Annotated in this window: 14 protein-coding genes; 3 read left to right on the forward strand and 11 right to left on the reverse strand. The window is 62.5% G+C overall.

Features of this window, described 5'->3' with window-relative positions; translation table 11 throughout:
• Nucleotides 1-92: 92 nt before the first annotated feature.
• From B3E94_RS15415 to B3E94_RS15445, 7 genes are read right to left on the reverse strand one after another with little or no spacing between them, the layout of a single operon-like run.
• The gene (locus tag B3E94_RS15415; protein ID WP_286914175.1) at nucleotides 93-1,136 is read right to left on the reverse strand and encodes a phytanoyl-CoA dioxygenase family protein; all 1,044 of its coding nucleotides are present in this window, start codon (nucleotides 1,134-1,136) and stop codon (nucleotides 93-95) included.
• 3 nt (nucleotides 1,137-1,139) lie between these two features.
• Nucleotides 1,140-3,245 carry a capsular polysaccharide biosynthesis protein gene (locus B3E94_RS15420; protein ID WP_286914176.1) on the reverse strand — a complete coding sequence of 702 codons (2,106 nt, stop codon included), beginning with the start codon at nucleotides 3,243-3,245 and terminating at the stop codon, nucleotides 1,140-1,142.
• Entirely contained in the window at nucleotides 3,242-3,811 is a 570-nt protein-coding gene (locus B3E94_RS15425) for a GNAT family N-acetyltransferase (RefSeq protein ID WP_313395477.1), read from the reverse strand. Before B3E94_RS15425 ends, B3E94_RS15420 begins: the two co-directional genes overlap by 4 nt.
• A 4-nt stretch (nucleotides 3,812-3,815) precedes the next feature.
• Nucleotides 3,816-5,333, reverse strand: a complete 1,518-nt coding sequence (locus tag B3E94_RS15430) for an LTA synthase family protein (protein ID WP_286914179.1) — start codon at nucleotides 5,331-5,333, stop codon at nucleotides 3,816-3,818.
• A 10-nt stretch (nucleotides 5,334-5,343) separates the two neighbouring features.
• The gene (locus B3E94_RS15435; protein ID WP_286914180.1) at nucleotides 5,344-6,120 is read right to left on the reverse strand and encodes an SDR family NAD(P)-dependent oxidoreductase; all 777 of its coding nucleotides are present in this window, start codon (nucleotides 6,118-6,120) and stop codon (nucleotides 5,344-5,346) included.
• Nucleotides 6,117-7,436: a capsule biosynthesis protein gene (locus B3E94_RS15440; protein ID WP_286914181.1), complete on the reverse strand. Its 1,320-nt coding sequence runs from the start codon at nucleotides 7,434-7,436 to the stop codon at nucleotides 6,117-6,119. The genes B3E94_RS15435 and B3E94_RS15440 overlap by 4 nt, the downstream gene beginning before the upstream one ends.
• Nucleotides 7,376-9,397 (reverse strand): capsular polysaccharide biosynthesis protein, encoded by a 2,022-nt coding sequence (locus B3E94_RS15445; RefSeq protein ID WP_286914189.1) that lies wholly within the window; start codon nucleotides 9,395-9,397, stop codon nucleotides 7,376-7,378. Before B3E94_RS15445 ends, B3E94_RS15440 begins: the two co-directional genes overlap by 61 nt.
• Before the next feature lie 323 nt (nucleotides 9,398-9,720).
• Here B3E94_RS15445 and B3E94_RS15450 point away from each other — a divergent pair, with 323 nt between their 5' ends.
• Nucleotides 9,721-10,467, forward strand: a complete 747-nt coding sequence (locus tag B3E94_RS15450) for a hypothetical protein (protein ID WP_286914182.1) — start codon at nucleotides 9,721-9,723, stop codon at nucleotides 10,465-10,467.
• 97 nt (nucleotides 10,468-10,564) lie between these two features.
• On the opposite strand, the gene B3E94_RS15455 is transcribed toward B3E94_RS15450, so the two are convergent.
• Both B3E94_RS15455 and B3E94_RS15460 read right to left on the reverse strand, forming a co-directional pair.
• Nucleotides 10,565-11,617 carry a phosphotransferase gene (locus B3E94_RS15455; protein ID WP_286914183.1) on the reverse strand — a complete coding sequence of 351 codons (1,053 nt, stop codon included), beginning with the start codon at nucleotides 11,615-11,617 and terminating at the stop codon, nucleotides 10,565-10,567.
• A 172-nt stretch (nucleotides 11,618-11,789) separates the two neighbouring features.
• Complete coding sequence (locus B3E94_RS15460; protein ID WP_286914184.1) at nucleotides 11,790-12,071, reverse strand: hypothetical protein; 282 nt, start codon at nucleotides 12,069-12,071, stop codon at nucleotides 11,790-11,792.
• 439 nt (nucleotides 12,072-12,510) lie between these two features.
• Between B3E94_RS15460 and B3E94_RS15465 the strand changes: the two genes are divergently transcribed.
• Complete coding sequence (locus B3E94_RS15465; protein ID WP_286914185.1) at nucleotides 12,511-13,443, forward strand: KpsF/GutQ family sugar-phosphate isomerase; 933 nt, start codon at nucleotides 12,511-12,513, stop codon at nucleotides 13,441-13,443.
• Nucleotides 13,444-13,547: 104 nt separating this feature from the next.
• Here B3E94_RS15465 and B3E94_RS15470 read toward each other — a convergent pair whose 3' ends face one another.
• Entirely contained in the window at nucleotides 13,548-14,750 is a 1,203-nt protein-coding gene (locus tag B3E94_RS15470) for a tetratricopeptide repeat protein (RefSeq protein ID WP_286914186.1), read from the reverse strand.
• A gap of 957 nt (nucleotides 14,751-15,707) precedes the next feature.
• Here B3E94_RS15470 and B3E94_RS15475 point away from each other — a divergent pair.
• Complete coding sequence (locus B3E94_RS15475; protein ID WP_286914187.1) at nucleotides 15,708-15,896, forward strand: hypothetical protein; 189 nt, start codon at nucleotides 15,708-15,710, stop codon at nucleotides 15,894-15,896.
• A 250-nt stretch (nucleotides 15,897-16,146) separates the two neighbouring features.
• Here B3E94_RS15475 and kdsB read toward each other — a convergent pair whose 3' ends face one another.
• Complete coding sequence (gene kdsB / locus B3E94_RS15480) at nucleotides 16,147-17,433, reverse strand: 3-deoxy-manno-octulosonate cytidylyltransferase (protein WP_286914188.1); 1,287 nt, start codon at nucleotides 17,431-17,433, stop codon at nucleotides 16,147-16,149.
• Between the last annotated feature and the right edge of the window lie 67 nt (nucleotides 17,434-17,500).

Consider the following 17,500-nt stretch of genomic DNA (forward strand, 5'->3'; position numbering starts at 1 on the left):
GCTCGATCTCACAGGCGCTAAAGAACCCAAGGCAGGCACCTAGAAGCCCTGACACTGTCCAGAGGCAAGCACCTGCTACCCCCTCCAGCCCCTCAAATATAGGGCGCCTCATAGGCATTCAACTGCTCGATGAAGCGCCAATGGCTCTTCTTGTCGAAGCCCATCAGGCGCTTCAGGCGCACATCCCAGCGCATGTGATGGTTGGCAATCCACGGCAAGGCGAACAGGTGCGCACCGCGCCACGGCAGGAACGGGTTGCGCCGCAAGCTGGCATAGATCTCCACCCGGTGGCTGGCCTTGTGGCTGGCGCAACGGGCATGAAAGCCCGAAGTGTCTGCCACCACCAGGGTATTGGCCGGCACCGCGAAGCGGCGTGGGGCGGGCAGGCCGAGGGCGGCCAGGTCGGGTTCGTCGATACGGAACGACCCTTCGCGGTGCATCTGCTCTGGCGAGCGCGCGGCATCCAGGCTCTGGCGGTATTCCCAGGCCAGGCGTTGCGGGGTCAGGCGGTGCGAGCCCGGTACATAGCTGAACGGCCCCTGGTCGTCGGCCACATCATCGAGAAACAACCACGCCTTGGCGGTGGGGTGGAAGGTGTCGGCATGCAGCCGGGTTTGCGGGTCCTGGTCGGCATTGGCTGCGTCGATCACGATCGACTGCAACTGGTAGGTGATGCCACCGGTATTGGACGACGCATAGGCAATCAAATCGCGCACGCCACGGTCGGCGACGAACGCCGCGCTTGCCGGGTTGCGCGCCAGCACGTCCTGGTCGAGGCTTACGCGCCGGGTCACGGCGCGGCCCTGGCGCATTTCCCAGCCGTTGTCGCGCAGCTCGCCCAGCTCGCGGCGCAAGGCGGCGAACTGCTCGGCGGGCAAGGCGTTTTCACGGATGAAGAAACCATTGTGCTCGAAGTGCTCGCGCTCGCCGGCATCCAGCCGCGCGGCCAGCGCCTGGCGCCGCCAGCCGGCCATGGCCATGGCCAGTTGTCGGCGCTGCACATGCAGGCCCAGGGCGTTGAGGCGGGCGCTGCCCAGTACCGGGTTGTTCTCGAACGATTTGGCGTGGGTGGCCAGTTGCAGGCAATGCCAAGGCAGTGCCGCGTAGCGGCCGATGTCCTGGAGCGAAACAGGCATGGTCTAGTCCTTTACGGGGCCCAGCGCCCGGCGCCAGCCGAGCATGGTCCGGGTGTAGTTGAGCAACGGCGCCACTCGCGGGTGCTCGGCCAGCCGCGCAGGGCGGGGCGTGGCCAGGCAGGCGAGGGCGTGCCAGGCATCGCAGGGCAGGGCTTGCTGGACGTCGGCATAGCGCGCATAGCGCATCAAGGCGCCGGCCACCAACTGGTCCAGGGTCAGGCGCCGGGTTCGGCGCGGCAACGGCTGGTGGTCGCGGGTCAACCCCCAGCCGGCGTAGAACGGTGTGCCATAGGTCACCACCGGCAGGCCGCGCAGCAGCGCCTCGAAACCGGCGGTGGAACTCAAGGTGTGCAGCTCATCGACCTGGCCGTACAGCTCGGCGATGTCGGCCCCGGCCAGTACCTGGTCGGCCAGGCCGGCCAGCTGCTCGCGCGCCACCTGCCCCTGGCGCTTGCCGGCCTCCACATCCGGGTGCGGCTTGTACAGCACCCAGGCCTTGGGCAATGCCGCACGCACCTGCTGCAGCAGGCGCAGGTTGCAGCCGGGGCCGCCGCCGCTGCACAGCGCCGAGGCATCGTCCTCGACCTGGCCGACCACCAGCACCCGGCGCTGCCCAGGCTGGCCGAGCAGCTTTGGCAAAGGCCCCTGGCGCAGGTTGAACTTGCTGGTGCCGCTGGCAACGATGGCCTCGCGCAGGCGTGCGGCGTCGGCCAGGGCAGCGGGGGGGAAGGCGCCGTGCTGCAGCAGCTGCTCCAGGTCGCTGGCCGACGCTGCGTCGTAATGGATGCCGCCGCGGTCGAGCACCAGCGACAACGCCGGGCTGTTGTTCACCCCCAGCCCGGTGGAGCGCAGGAAGCCATCTTCCACCCGCCACACCGGCACCCCGGCGGCTTGTGCTCGCGCCATCAGGCCTGCCGGTTCGCGCGCCGCCCACAGCAGTAGCCGGCCTTGCTCGGCGGCTACCTGCGACACCAACTGCGGGCTGTCCACGGCAAAGCGCAGCTGCCCCCAACGGCTGGCGAAGAAGCGACGAATGTTGTGCTGCTTGTGGCGCTTCACCCCGAGCACCGTCGTGTGCCCGGCGAATTCCGTATCGCGGGCCTTCTTCTGCGCCAGCTGATGGGCGACGCTGAGGGCATCGGTGAGGGCGCCGGTCAGCGGGTCGACATAGCGGCAGTAGCGGATGTACGCCGCAGCCACCAGCTGCACCAGGTCAGGCCGGGCCTGACGCCGGGGGATGGCCATGCGGTCGTCGGTCAGGCCCCAGCCGGCATAGAACGGCAAGCCGAAACAGGTTACCGGCACACCCTGGATCAAGGCTTCGAGCCCGGCCTGGCTGGTGCCGATGTACACCCGCCGGGCGCGCCGGGCCAGCGATGCCCAGGCCACCGGCCGCGCTTCGAGGGTGACGCCGCGGGCCTTGGCCGCCGCCAGCAGGCAGCTGGGCTTGTGCCCGCCGAGGCAATCGGGGTGGATACGCACCCGCACGTCGGCGTCGGGGTTTTCTGCCAGGGCGGTATCGAGCATGCGCACGTAGTCCGCCTCGCACAGCCCGCCGCCTGGGATCGAATAGTCCCCGGCGGTCTGGTCGACCACCAGCACCAGCGGGCGATCGCGGCCCAACGGCTCGTCGTCGGGCAAGTCGGGGGCATTGTTGTACTTGCCAATGCCGCTGCTGCGCATCAGTGCAATCAGCTCGCGGGCACTGGCCAACTCATCTTCGCCCAGGGCTTCGGGCTGCTGCAGGATGTTTTCCAGCAGCGAAGGCCGGTCGGCCAGGTAATGGATGCCAATAGGGTCGACCACCATCGACATGGGCGTATCGCCCTCGATGCCGAGCGACGAGGAGCGCAGGAAGCCATCCTCCAGCGCGATGTACGGCAGCCCCCAGCGCTGGCACAGCACACGGGCATGGGCCGAGGACTGCTTGTAGCCGATGCCGGCGATCGCCTTGAGCCCTTTGGGCTTGCCCGAACCACGGCGCCACAGCCAGCATGGCGGGCCTTCCGGCCCGAGGAACTGCGGCAGGTGCAGCACCTTCCAGGCCACCCACTGGGACATGATGCCCACCCAGCCCGGGCCTTCCACCAATGCTTGCGGGTTGCTCATGGCAGCGGCCTCCACATGCCGCGCACCGGTGGCAATGGCACCCAGCGCTTGCGCCGCAGGTTGAAGCCGTTGTGCTGGTACAGGCGCCGGGCGCGTGGGTTGTTCAGCGGCACTTCCAGGTCGATGCGGGCAAAACCCAGGCCCGCGGCATGGGTGCAACAGGCCTGCACCAGCGCCTGGCCGATACCCAGGTTGCGTGCACTGCGCTCTACCCGCAGGCCATACAGCAAGAAGCCGTAGCGCCACTCGCGCAGCTCGCTCAGGCAAAAGCCGGCAAAGCGCACGCTGCCAGCGAGCAACCCGAACTCGCGCACGAATGGCCGCCAGTGCAGGCCGAACGGCCCGCGCCGGGCATGCTTGAAGGCGGCAAAGCCCACCGCCCGTTCGCCGTCGAAGGCCAGCAGCACGCGGTCCCAATGGATGCCTGCGCCGAGCAGGCGCAAGCGGCTGGCGCTGTCACCGAGCAGAAACGCCAGCGAGCCACGCCCCTGGCTCAGCAACTGGGCCAGTGCAGGGTCCGTGGCACGCTCCGCTGCCAGGTCCGATCCCAGGACGATATGCACCACCTTGTCAGGCGACCTCTGCAGTGGCCGCGCGTGGCCGAACAGCGCTGCCCGGCCCTTGGGCCTGCGCCAGCAGCGCGCCGGCCAGTGCCTCGACGCGGATCGGGCTGGCGTTGCTGCCTGGCCGATGGCGGTTGGACCAGAGCAGGTAGTCGGTATCGCCAGCCGGCGCGCCGATGGCCTGGTAGACCTCGGGCAGAATCGGCACGTGGTCGCCAAAGAAGCACAGCAGGGCCTCGTTGCGCTGCGCCAACAGCGTGTCGCGCAGCATGCCGAGCATACGGTCGGCGTTGCCGATGTGCCGCAGGTAGGGCGCCAGGTCCTTCATGCCAGGTTGCAGCGGGCGATCGAACCAGGTGGGCAGTTCGCTTTCAGCGACGTTTTCCAGGTGCAGTGGGCCATGGTTTTCCATGGTCACCGCGTGGATGAACAACGGCTGGGTACGATCGGGCGCCTCGAGCAAGGCACGGACCTTCTCGGCCACGGCGCAGTCGCCAATGAATGGCCCGGCTTTCTGCGAAGCGCTGAAGGCGCGCACGTCGATGAACTCGTCGAAGCCCAGGGCTGGCAGCACCTTGTCCCGGCCATAGAAACTGCCGTCGTAGGGGTGGATGCAGACGGTGCGGTAGCCTTGGGCCTTGAGCCGCGAGGCGATGCTTGGCAAGCCTTGGCGGGCGAGCACCCGATAGGGGTTGAAGCGGTGCACGCCGAGGCGCTCGGCCGGGATGCCGGTGAGGTAGGCGAACTCGGTGCGCACCGTATTGGCGCCCCAGGCGGCGACCTGCAGCTTGCCGTGGGCCAGCGACTCACGGGCCAGTTGGTCGAACTGGCCGAGCACCTCCGGGCGTACCCCGGGCCACAGGTGGCGGACGTCGAAGAACGATTCGCTCTGGATCGAGACCAGGTCGGGCAGAGGGGTGGCCACTGCCAGACCTTTTGCGGGCACTGCGGCGAACGGCGAATTCAACGCCACGCGGTCCACCTTGGCCCGGGCTGCCCAGAAGTAGCGCCACAAACTGGCGGCCAGGCCCCAGGCCAACAGGTCTTTCTCGGCATCGAAACTCGGCGTGACCGGGCGCCGGCCCAGGCGCAGCAAGCCCAGCCCCAACGCCAGCGGCAGCAATGCCTCGGCCCGCGCCTGGGGCACTTCGAAACTCAGCCCCGCCCACAGGTACAGCACGAACCCTGCAGCCAGTACCGCCGCCTTGCCAAAGCCGAAAAACGGCAGGTACAAGCGCGGGAATTTCACCGCATCGCTGAAGTACTCGAAATCGGCGCACACGAACGGCTCGCGCAGCGAGTGGTACTTCGAGTTGCTGACCAGCACGATCAGCAGCCACAGCAGCAGCAGGTTCACACCACTGAACAGCGGCCGGGCCGTCAGCCCATACAGCAAGCCGAAGCCTGCGCACCACAAGCCCAGGTGCAGCAGCCAGCAGCTGGCCGGGCGACGCAGGGAGGGGCGTGGCATCAGCAGCCGTTCGACCAGCACGCTCAGGCACAGGCCGGCAACGGCTACCGGCATCCAGGCAACATCAATCACTGTATTTCAGCCCGCGCAGGATCATCGAGGAAAGCCACTGCGGGATCAGCCCCAGCAGCCAGGTGCCCAAATTGAGCGGGAATGGGAAGCTGATGCGCGCCTGGTTCGCAGCCAACCCGCGCTTAATGCGCTTGGCGGCCTTTTGCGCAGTCCACAGGAACGGCTTGGGCCCAGGCATCTCGAAGCACATCTTCGACTCCACATACCCCGGCACGATCACATTCACTTTGACCCCTTCCGGCGCCAGCCAATCGCGGATCGCTTCGCCATACACGCGGATCGCCGCCTTGCTGGCGCTGTAGGTCGGGGTCACCGGCAGGCCGCGCCAGCCGGCCAGCGAGCTGAACAGCGCGATCTGCCCGTGGCCACGGCTGCGCATGGCCGGCAGGGCCGCTTCCACGGTGGCCAATGCGGCCATCACGTTGACTTCCAGCAGGGCGCGGCTGTCGTCCCAGCACTCGGCCTCGCCGTTGGCGCCCACGGCGGTGTTCAAGCCGGCGCCCACCAGCACCAGGTCGGGCTGGTGCGCTTCGCTGACGCGCCGCACCATCGCCCGCAGGGCTTCCAGGTCACGCACGTCGAGGGCCTCCAGCAGCACCGTGGCGCCCAGCGCCCGGCATTGCTCGGCCATTTCCTCAAGGCGCGCCTGGCGCCGGCCTTGCAGGATCAGGGTCACGCCCGGCGCGGCGTAGGCCGGCGCCAGTGCGCCACCGATACCGCCGGTGGCGCCGGTAATGAGGATGCAGCGGGGCGAAGCTGTGTGGTTCATAGGTAGTTTTCGATTCTTGAAGTTCTGGCCATCAACACTTCCAGGCAATTGGCCACGGCCATGTCGATGCCACAGCCGGTGTAGAACCCACCGTTGACCTGCGTGGTGTGGATGACCGTGTTGCGAAAGCGCTGGAACAAGGTGTTGTCGGGCCGCTCGGGCTGTTGCCAGAAGCTGTCCAGGCCATCCTGGTGGGTCATGCCGGGCATGGCGTAGATCGGCTCGGCCAGGGTGCAGGTCGGGCGCTGGTGGAGGATCGCCGAAGCTCCGGCGGTGCTGTTGACGGTGATCATCCCGGCGATGTGCGAGAGCAGCGTGGGCATGTGCCCGCTTTCCAGGAAGTCGACGCGCTCGGCCACATCGTATTTGGCCGCCAGCCGCGCGGTGACCTTGCGGTAGTTGACCAACCCCGGGGTCAGTGGGTGGTTCTTGACCAGCAGGCGGGCATCGAAGGGGGCGTTGAGCGAGAACGAGTCGATCACATGCTCGATCACCTGCTCCATGTTCTGGAAGCGCGAGTGGTCACGGATTTGTGCGTCGCTGTCCAGCTGCAGCGGCAGCAGGAAGGTCGGGTGGCGCTCGCGGGCCACTTCTGCAACCAGCGCGTCGTCATGCGCCCGGGCGCGTAGCAGGCGCACGCCCTGGCGGATGAACCCGGCGTACTCCACCGCCGCACTGTACGGCGCATGGGTGCGGTAGCGCGGATAGCACAGCGCGTTCAACGCGCCGCCGACGTGGTACAGCACATCGTGGCTGGCGCGTGCGGCGAACGACAGCTTGAAGGCATTGCCGTTCTGGTAGCGCGGGATGTGCTTGCCGACCTCGCGGTACCACTGCGGGTCGCGCGGCAGGCGCGAATGGTTGTTCACCCCATCGCGCTCCAGCGTCACCCAGTAGGGCCTAAAGTAGCCTTCCTCGAACACATGCACGCGCACGCCATGGCGACGCGCCAGTGCCACGGCCGGGCGGTGCACGGGGCGGCAGTCGCCGAACAGCACCAGGTCGGTGATGTCCAGCTGGCGGAAGATGTCGGCGAACCACGCCTGGCTGTCTTCGGCGCGGCACGGGCAGTTCAGGTACGGGCCGCTGGCGCCGTACAGCGCGTCGCCGACGTTGAAGCGCACACTGTGCACACGCTGGCCGATGCCACGCAGGGCCATGGCCAGGCGCGCGAAGAACGGCGAGCTGACGCCCTGCAAAAACATGAAGTTGTGGGTCGGGATACGCAGCAGCGGACCACGTGCCGACCTTGTGCTCAGCCGGCTGGGCGCTTCATGCCCAACAAACTGCTCAAGCGTCGTTTCAAGTCCTGCCATCGGGATGTCGCTCCTTGCTGCGCTAGCGTATGCCAATGCTGAAGTTCGTAAAGCGTCTGTTCTGCGGTGGTGAAGCGGTTGGTGATGCGGCTGACGTAGGTGGGGTAGAGCAGCAGCGTGCCGGCCACCAGTTCATCCAGGCTCAGCCGCCGTGAGCGCCGGGCCTGCACAGGCAATTGCAGGTCCATGTCGCGGGTCAGCCCCCAGCCGGCGTAGAACGGCTGGCCCCAGGTGGTCACCGGGACCCCGCGCAGCAAGGCTTCGAAGCCCGACTGCGAGGTCAGCACGTGCACCTCGTCGACCACCTCCAGCAGCTGCTGCAGCGGCGTGTCGCCGATCACTTCGTCGCACCAGTGCACCGTCTGCGCTTCGTCATCGCCGCGCGCGCGCGTGCCGGCCAGCACCTCCGGGTGGGGCTTGTACAGCACCCAGGCGCCAGGGTTGTGCTCGCGCACCGCCCGCAGCAGTTGCAGGTTGCTGCGCACCTGGTGGCCGCCGTAGCGGATCGAGGCATCGCCTTCGACCTGGCCGGTGACCAGGACCACCTTGGCCGCCGTGGCCGGGCGCTGCCAGCTGGCGCCAGGCAGGTTGTACTTGGTCAGCCCGGCGCGGCAGATGGCCTGGCGCAAGGCGCCGGCGCGGGCCAGCAGATCGGCGCTGAAGGTGTGGTTGGCAAGGATGCGCTCCAGCCGTGAAGGGCGGGTGGCGTCGTAGTAGATGCCCAGGTCGTCGACGACCCACGACAACGGCCGCGCCTTGCCGGCGCCCAGGCCGACCGAGCGCAGGAAGCCGTCTTCGACGCGGCTGACCGGGTGCGGGTGATCGTGCAGCTGCTCATCATGCTTGCAGCCCCACGACACCACCGGCAGGTCGCGCGTCAGCGGTTGTTCGGCCTTGACCAAACGAATGGCGGCGCCGTTGAAGAACAGGTCGGCCAGCGGCTCCTTCCAGCGGCTGAAGCCGAGCATCTGCACGGCATCGGGCAGCACGCTGCGGTGACGGCGCTGCAGGCCCAGCCAGCGGATCAGCACCTCCGGCGTGCACGGCGTGCCGCGCTCGGGGCAGACATAGCGCGGGTAGGCCACCAGGCTTGCGTGTACCAGTTGCGCCAAGGGCACCGGCTGGCGCCGCGGCGGGGCCGGCAGGCGGTCGTCGGTCAGGCCCCAGCCGGCATAGAACGGCATGCCCCAGGTGTGTACCGGCACATTCCACAGCAACGCATCGAAGCCCAGTTGCGAGGTCATCACATACACCGCACGCATGCGCGGCAACAGCTCGGCCGGGTGCACATTGCGCGCCAGCACCTGGATGCGCGGGTGGCCGGCCAGCGCGGCCAGGTCGAAATGCCCGGCCTTGCGCCCGGCGACAACGTCCGGGTGCACCTTGAGCAACACCGTGCTGTGCGGGTAGCGGGCCAGCGCCGCCTCGAGCATTGCCTTGAAGTCGGCCGCCGTGGCGCCCTGCAGGGAGGCATCGGCACAGGTCTGGTCGGCGACCAGCACGCAGTCGTCCGCCAGCGCAGGGTGCTCGATGCGTGCGTCGTTGTACTTGGACACCCGCTGCTGCTGCCACAGGCTGCGCAGCGCCAGGGCACGTTGGTGCTGGGAGGCATCCAGGGGCGTGGCAATCAGTTGTTCCAGCCGCGAAGGCTGGCTGGCGTCGTAGTACACGCCCACATCGTCGACGATCAGCGACAGCGGCGGCTCGTCGGCGCCAAGGCCCACAGAGCGGATGAAACCATCCTCCAGGGTGAGCACTGCCTTGCCCGCCTTGCGCGCCTCGGCCATGGCCTTGAGCGCGCTGGGCTTGCGGCCCCAGGCCATGACCCAGTCACAGGCAGGCACATCGCGCACAGCACCGTTTTGCAGCGCGAAGTCGGGCAACAGGGAGGGCAGGGTGCTGATGCGCTGGGCGCCCTTGGACAGGACCAGCAAGCGCGGGCGAGGTAACGCGTCATCCATAAACGAGCAGCGGGGTTCCATGCCAGGCAATCGAGTAAAAGAAGGGGGCTGGATCGAGGGGAACGGATCCAAAAACAGGACGCGGATCTTAATACAAATTCACATTTCGCGAAGGGCTTTTAGAGAAGATTCTTATAAGAAAAGTCGACAATATGCGCAAAGGCCGACGAGTGGCATCAAAATGACACTATTTGGCCTGAGTCGCAATTCTGTGACCGATCACCAAGTTGCGCGCGGTTGTTGAAATCCAGTCGAACTTTTGCGTTGGCGCTATTCTCGTAATCAGGGCTCGTCACTCGATTCTTGTCATGGAGACTTCCCGCATGCGCACACGCAATCTGCTGCGTCACACCTGCATCCTGGCCCTGATGGGCGCCCCGTTGGCGGCGACTGCCGCACCCAGTACCGAACCCCGGTTCGTCATCGGCCTGATCGGCGCCTACGACGAATTCACCTTCCACGGCGGCAGGCAATCGCAAAGCGAGTACGTAGGAGAGGGCGGTGTGTTCGCCAGCTACGGCAACAAGATGACCGCTGAATCAGGGTTGATCTACCAGCTTGGCGGCGAGGGCAAGTACGCCGAGCAGAACGACTACAAGTTCAAGGACGCCCGCGCCGCGCTCGACCTGGGGTGGCGTGTGGCGCTGGATGCACGCAACTTTGCCGACGTGATCGTGGGCGCAGGTTATGCCTGGCAGCGCTTCGAGCTGCAAACCCATCGGCGCGACACCGACCTGACCTACAAATCACCTTTTGCCAAGGCTGCGCTGGGCTACAACCACCAGTTCGACACCGCGACACTACGCGTCGAGGGCGGCGTGCACTACATGGTCGATGGCCGGGCGAAGCTCGATGTACAGGGCTTCGACGACGAAAGCAGCGACATGAAGGACCGGGCCAACCCCTATGCGGAAATCACCTTGCTGATGAACCAGCAGGGTGATTTCCCGATCCAGGCGGGTGTGTACTACATCAGGACCCACTACGAGCTCGACGAAGATTCGCTGGTGGCCGACAACACCGAGCTCAAGCGCGATGAGTATGGCGTGAAGCTGGGGCTGGCGTTCTGAGCCTGGCTGCACAACAGCAACCTTGTGGGAGCCAGCAGCCGGCGATGAGGCCAGGCCAGCTCCCGCAGATTCGGGCTGCCAGGGGTTGAGCCGCGGGCTAAGGGCAGCCCTGCATCAACCCCAGCAGATACGCGTACTTCTCGCGCAGCAAGCCCATCCGGTCGCGTTCGCGATACTCCTCGACCGTCTCCGACCGCAGGCAATGGAACAGCGCCGTGAGCAAGAACATGTAGCGCACATTGCCCAGCGCCTGCTGCCTGCCAAACTGCGCCGCCAGCGCCCCGCCATAGGCCTCTTCGAACTCCGCCTGCGCCGCCAGGAACACGGCCATGTCCTTGCGCCGGAACAGGCTGCCCAGGTACGCCCCGCCATCGAAGCCGATGCGCCCGACCTTCACTTCGCTCCAGTCGATCAAGTGCAGTTGCCCCTGGTCGACGAACAGGTTCTTGCGCAGGTAATCCATGTGGCTGATGCAGCGCGGGCTGCGCCGCGCCTGCGCTGCCAGCCGGCACATCATCGGCACGCAGGCCTCGAAGCGCGTCGCCAGCCCGGCAAAGCGCACATCGTCGCGCCCCAGTTGCATCAGCCCTGGCAGGCAGCGGGCAAAGTTGAAGCGCGGGCGCAGCAGGAACCACGGCCGAAAGAAATCCATGCTCCACAACAGCGGTGCCTTGGCCATTGGCTGCGCCTGCAGCCAGGCATGGCTGAGGCTTTCCAGCTCGGCGATGCCCAAGGCCAGTTGCCGGGCGATGGCGTGCATGCGCGGCGGCTTGCCGCGCACGAACTCGGTGAAGATCAGGCTCTCCCACGGCGTTTCGATCACCCCCAGGCAGGCTGGATAGCGAAACTGCGTGCTGCCGGCCAGCAGGCCTTCGGCGCGGTGAAAGCGGGCTTCCTGGCTGCCGAGGAAGGCCACTTTGCGAATCGATTTTTCCACCATTTCCACCGCTTGCCCGGTGCAGGGGTCGGTCAGGCGATGGTGGCGCACGTAGTTGACGAAGGACGCGTTCGACGCCAAGTCCTGGGTGCTGATGTGCAGCGCCTGGCCGGCCCATTGGGGCATCAGCGCGTGCAGCTGGTGTTCGAGCGGGGCCCGTTGCCAGCGGTAGAGCGTCGTGCTCGATGCGGGCGGGCGAGGTGGGCTAGTCATGACATCCGATCAGGCAGCAGCCGTGTGTCCATTTGAAGCTGTGAAGGGCGGGTATGCTGCGGGATATGGGGCGGGGGCACAATGGAAATATGCTATGAGCGCGAACGCCGCCCGTGCAGCGCTCGCGCTCGCATGCCGCATAAGGAGGCGAGCCGCGAGGCCCGCCCAGCCCTCACTTCACGCTTGCGCCACGCTCCACCGCCAGGGCCAAGGCATCCGCCTGGCCCCAGGCAATCTGCATCGCCCGCAGGCCGTGCTGCAGCTGCTGCCGCGTCTCTTCATCCTCGATGCGCTCAAGGGCGCTGCGGCTGTCGCTGTAGGCGAACATCAGATAGTGGGACACGTTCATCAACACATGCTCCATCGGCACGATGCCTTCGCTGATCGCGCGGGAGAGTGTTTTACCGGGAGGGAGTGCGAAGGAATAAGGTGGGTCGGGTACGATTTTTTTCATGTTCGGCACCATATTGGAATGTGCCACCCGTTCGTTTCCACACATTGGGGTGACAACTGTACGCGGGGTGGAAAACCAGGCATATGGCAAACCCGGCAGGCTCGAGAGCCTCCCGCGCACAGCTGTCATGACGACTGCAGCCATATGTGTAGCCCGAGGTTTCCACACCCCGATCGCTGAACCCTCAGCGACCGGAAAAGCCTAGAGTGCAAGCTTTCCCGCCACAATCAGACGCCTGCCGACAGAAGTTGTAGGGTATTTCCCACCGCATAACTTCTCTACTCCAATCTTGTAGGAATCATCTGAATCTCAAGTCAGAGCCTGTCCCCGCGAGAGCGTCCATTGTTCTAATAGGGAATTCCCAACCTGCCGCTTTGCTAACCATGACAAAAACCTTACCATTCGCCGCTTCGCATTACTGCAGTCGTCAGGGACGAACATGAACCACCTCAACATCGCCAAAGAAGCCCTAATCGCCCAGGCTCAAGCCGTCACCCAGCTGGCCGAACGTCTTGATGGCGAATTCCAGAGCGCTGTCGAGCTGATCCTTGGCTGCCAGGGCCGCACCGTGGTCTGCGGCATGGGCAAATCCGGCCTGATCGGCCAGAAAATGGTCGCCACCTTCGCCTCCACCGGCACCCCCAGCTTCTTCCTGCACCCCGCCGAAGCCTTCCACGGCGACCTGGGCATGCTCAAGCCGATCGACGTGCTGATCCTGATCAGCTACAGCGGCGAAACCGAAGAGCTGATCAAGCTGATCCCGAGCCTGAAATCCTTTGGCAACAAGATCATCGCCATGACCGGCAATGGCAAGTCGACCCTTGCCAGGCACGCCGACATCTGGCTGGACATCTCGGTCGAGCGCGAGGTCTGCCCGAACAACCTGGCCCCGACCACCTCGACCCTGGCCACCATGGCCATGGGCGACGCGCTGGCCGTGGCCTTGATCGAAGCCATCCAGTTCAAGCCGATGGACTTTGCCCGCTACCACCCCGGCGGCAGCCTGGGCCGCAAGTTGCTGACCCGCGTGCGCGACGTGATGCACTCGCCGGCACCGGTGGTGACCCCGACCACCAGCTTCCACGACTGCCTGCTGGTGATGACCCGCAGCCGCCTGGGCCTGACCGTGGTGATGGACGAAAACAAGCTGGTCGGCATCGTCACCGACGGCGACCTGCGCCGGGCGCTGCTGAGCAACGAAGGCATCATTCACGAGACTGTTGCGCAGTTCATGACGGCCAAGCCGCATACCATTCTGGAAGATGCGCAGCTGTCGGAGGCTGAGGCCTACATGATCGACAACAAGATTCGGGCGTTGGCGGTGACGGATGTTGAAGGGGCAGTGGTGGGTGTGGTCGAAATTTTTGACTAAGTTGCGTGGCCACTCTCCAGAGAGTATTTGATACAATTTTCCGTGACAGAGTTTTAAAATTGATAGGATGCCCGCCTAAAAATCGCGGGCATCTTAATGAGCGATCAGTTCGCAGTGGCAAGCATTTCTTTTGCCTCTATCAGGCTTTTCGCGAATGTGCTGTTGCCTTTGTTGATTTTTACTGCTTTCTCAAAGCAAGAGATGGCCTCATCAACCCGTTGGACGTCTAATAGCAACAATCCTAAGTTGTGATGTGCGAATGCATTGCGAGGAGATATAGCTAAGGATTTCTTCAAGTTCTCCTCGGCTGAGGCGTACAGTTTTTTTCTGCGTTGTATAACGCCCAACAGGTTATATGACTCAAATTGTAATTCATCGAGTCTAATGGCGTGCCCTAAGTATTCAGCGGCAAGAGCCTGGTTGCCGTTACGGTAATATGCTTCTCCGAGGCGGTGCATGAAAGCAGAGCTAGATGATGACTTCCATTTCTGACTCTCAAGGTAGGCCAAACAGCCAGATACTTTCTTTTCCTTTCTGAGGCTGTAAGCTATCCAGAGGTCTTTGATGAGTTCTTCGCTTTCAAGAAGTGCTCCTCGCTGCTCAAACTGAAAGATTGATTCAGGGCTTTTAATGGCGCGGTCTACAAACTCGGCAACGCCTGCCTTCTCGGAAAAAACTTGAATGCCAGGATGTTCAACTCCCCGAACGGAAGCTGTTTGAACGTTCTTCAGCTTGTTCAGTGATAGTGCATTAATTAAATCGATCTCATCGCACTCGCTGGTAAATACATAGAAGGGAGTGCTTGATTCTTCTATTAATTTAACGAGTTCGCCGTAAGGTAGCTGGGCCTCTTTTGTCTTGTGCTGTTCGCTTCTGCTACCGGGCAGGTCAAGTAATACTTCTGGGCCAAACGACAGGCAGCAGTCGGCATTGCCAGCCGCCGCGTATAGCAGGGCGCCATACGCTCCCATAGATGTACCGAAGGTGATAGCTTTCCCATTCCCTATGGAGCGGGCTATCTCTACTATTTTGAGGGCGGAGGATTTGTATCCTTCAGCAATCCCTTCAACACCTTTCAAGTACCAATTGTTGGCGCTGTCATTGACAAAAATGATATTGCAGGAACATTCGGAGATGACTTTGAAGGGTTTGAACTTCCCTCTTGGTGTGTTGACCGATGAAAATGCAATGAGTGTTGGCAGGCTGCGATCGCGAATGATGGCCATGCAGTAATCGCTGTATGACACAACTTCGCAATCTTCAAAGGAACCTTCAAGGCTGAGGGTTTTATTTTTTTCTTCTGGCATGAAGCAAATTCCTCGCGTTGCCATAAATTTGACGGATTGAATTGATAAGCAAAAAGCATGCTCATGGCTAGGTTTGATTGAAGCTTACCACGTAGCCATCGAAGTCGTACCCACTTCTAGGTAGGGTTAAGCTGATCTTGAGGCGCAGCCTGATGTAAATTGCATTTTAATTGAGCGGGCAATCAAGAATAGCGGCGTCAAGATTGGATCCCATATTGGGTGCGAGTAGGGTCATGAGTTCCCAGGTGTCTCGCAGATTAAGCGTTGAGGTGTGTAGTGAATTAATTGGATTGGTATAAGGTTGTGGGGATTTCAGAGTTTGGTGGTTATTATTTTTTGCAAAGTACCCTGTATCCCAAAAACTACTGATTTTTTTCGTTTGATACAAGGTGTCTGAAATTTACCTTCTGTAAGCTGACGAAGGTTTGTGGTGTAACTGTTTGTTCCTCAGCAGTCCAATGAGGTACTGGTATAGGGCGGGTATTATAAGTATTGAGGGTGGCTTGCAAGGGGTCGTGAGCAAAATATCTGAATTTAAGACTCTTTGGTGCGAGTAAGCTATATCTTTTGGTGATGGTGTGAGTGCTTTTGTTGCTATTCTTTTTTGGGCACTTATATAGGCTGATCATGGCTCTGCATCTTCTGTTAAGCCGGTGCTGAGGTTCCAAGGGGCGAACAGAGCTATCTCGCAATCAGTTTCAGTCAATCTACCTTGATTTACGTGCTGATGTTCCCAGGCTTAGACTTCTTCATGATTAGGTGGGTGTTGCTGATACGATTGGCACTCCTTCGCCAAGTGAGGTGCTAAAGATGTTGGCCGTTATTGCGTTTAGTATGCTCGGCATGATGGGAGAAATAGTCTGAGTTGAGATAGATGGATAGTTCCTGATCTTCAAAGTCTTATTGGGGTGCGGAAGTTGGGCGTGGCTCTTATAGTGCGGGCGCGTTGTTTATGGTTTGGAATACAAAGTTAATGCTGGCTATCTGGCGCGCAACTGGAAGGTCATGCTCGCTGAGGTTGAAAATAACTTTAACTTACAGGTCGATTCATTGCTGTTAATCGCCATGTATACTGTTTGTGTGTATGAGTTAGGTGATATTGAGGCGGCAAGATCTAAATTGCTGAGCTTGCTGGAGGGAGGGTGAGTAAGAGTGTTCGCATGCTTGGAGCTTACTCTCTTTTAGTACGATCAGGGGGGCTTAAGCTACGCCGCAGCCTTCGACTTCGGAGAACGAAAGTAGTTAGCTTTTAAAAAAGGCTTAATGAGGGTTTGAAGTGCTCAGTTACTACGGCTTGATCTGATTTTCTTGAGAAGACTGTTGTTTCAGCTTGATTGAGCCGAAAGGGCTGAATAGCGTTGCGCATATTCGGCCCTTTAAGTTTTCTAGCTGAATATTATTGGGCCATCTTATTCATGACATTCGTGTAGCCTGAAGCGGTGCTTATGACAGCATACTTTCCTTGCGCCGTAAGGATGGCATCGGCCACTTCGCGGAACGCGCCGGTACCGCCCGCCGCATTCAGTGTCTGAGTCGCTGCAGCTTTGACGTAAACCGGTGCATCGGCAACGGCAAACGCCATCCCGCAAGCTGCGAATGCGGGCAAGTCGATGCAGTCGTCGCCGATACAGGCAGTTTGTGCTGCTGTCAGACCAGCCTCAACCATTAGCTGCTTGCACGCCGCGAGCTTGTCCTTCACGCCGAATTGGCACAGCGTCACTCCCAGGTCCGCCACACGCTTGCGCAAGGTCGCAGAATCACGGCCGGAGAGTACGGCCACCCGCACGCCATTCTCTTCCAGCAAACGCATGCCCATGCCATCGCGCACATGGAAGCGTTTGAGGCATTCACCGGTCGCGTCATAGTAGATGCCGCCATCGGTGAGCACGCCGTCCACATCGGTAATGACCAGGCGGATATCGGCCAGGGTCGGCTTCCCTAGCGGGGTTTGTCCAGACATCAGCGCGCGGACCTGCTCAAGGCACTCAGGCGTATCCACGCCCGGGCCGGTCGGCTCGACGACGTAGGCGCGGATGCAGTAGCCGGCAGCCATCAACCTTAGTTGCTCCAGCTTTTCCGCATGCTCCATCATCGGCTGCGGCAGGCTGGCATATTCGGCCAGCACTGCGCGGCGGTAGGCATACACGCCCACATGCTTGAGGTAGGTGGCCGCTTCGGCGTCGCGCGGGTAGGGGATGGGCGAGCGGCTGAAATACAGCGCGTTGCCATTGCCAGCCAACACCACTTTGACGGTGTTGGGGTTGCTGGCTTCGTGCGCGTCGATCGGGTGGCACAAGGTGCCGACATTGACGCTGGCATCGGCCAGCATGCCGACAGCCAATGCTTCGATATCAGCCGGGCGGACCAGCGGCTCATCGCCTTGCAGGTTGATGTAGATGTCCGCATCGACCTGGGCCATGACTTCGGCCAGGCGGTCAGTGCCGGAGGGATGCTCAGGCGACGTCATCACGCACTGGCCACCAAAGCCGCGCACGGCTTCGGCCACGCGTTCATCATCGGTGGCGACGACCACGACCTGCGCGTTGGCAACCTGCAGGGCGCGCTCGTAAACGTGCTGCACCATCGGTTTACCGGCGATATCGGCCAGCGGCTTGCCCGGCAGGCGGGTGGAGCCGTAGCGGGCCGGAATGACGATTGCGACCCGTTGTTCAGAAACTGCCATGCTCACCATCCTTGTTGCCTAAACCTTACGAAATGACCAGCGGCTGGAACGACTTGACCAGGTCGTC

The organism is Pseudomonas sp. UBA6315 (assembly GCF_002438125.1).
Taxonomy (GTDB): domain Bacteria; phylum Pseudomonadota; class Gammaproteobacteria; order Pseudomonadales; family Pseudomonadaceae; genus Aquipseudomonas; species Aquipseudomonas faucium.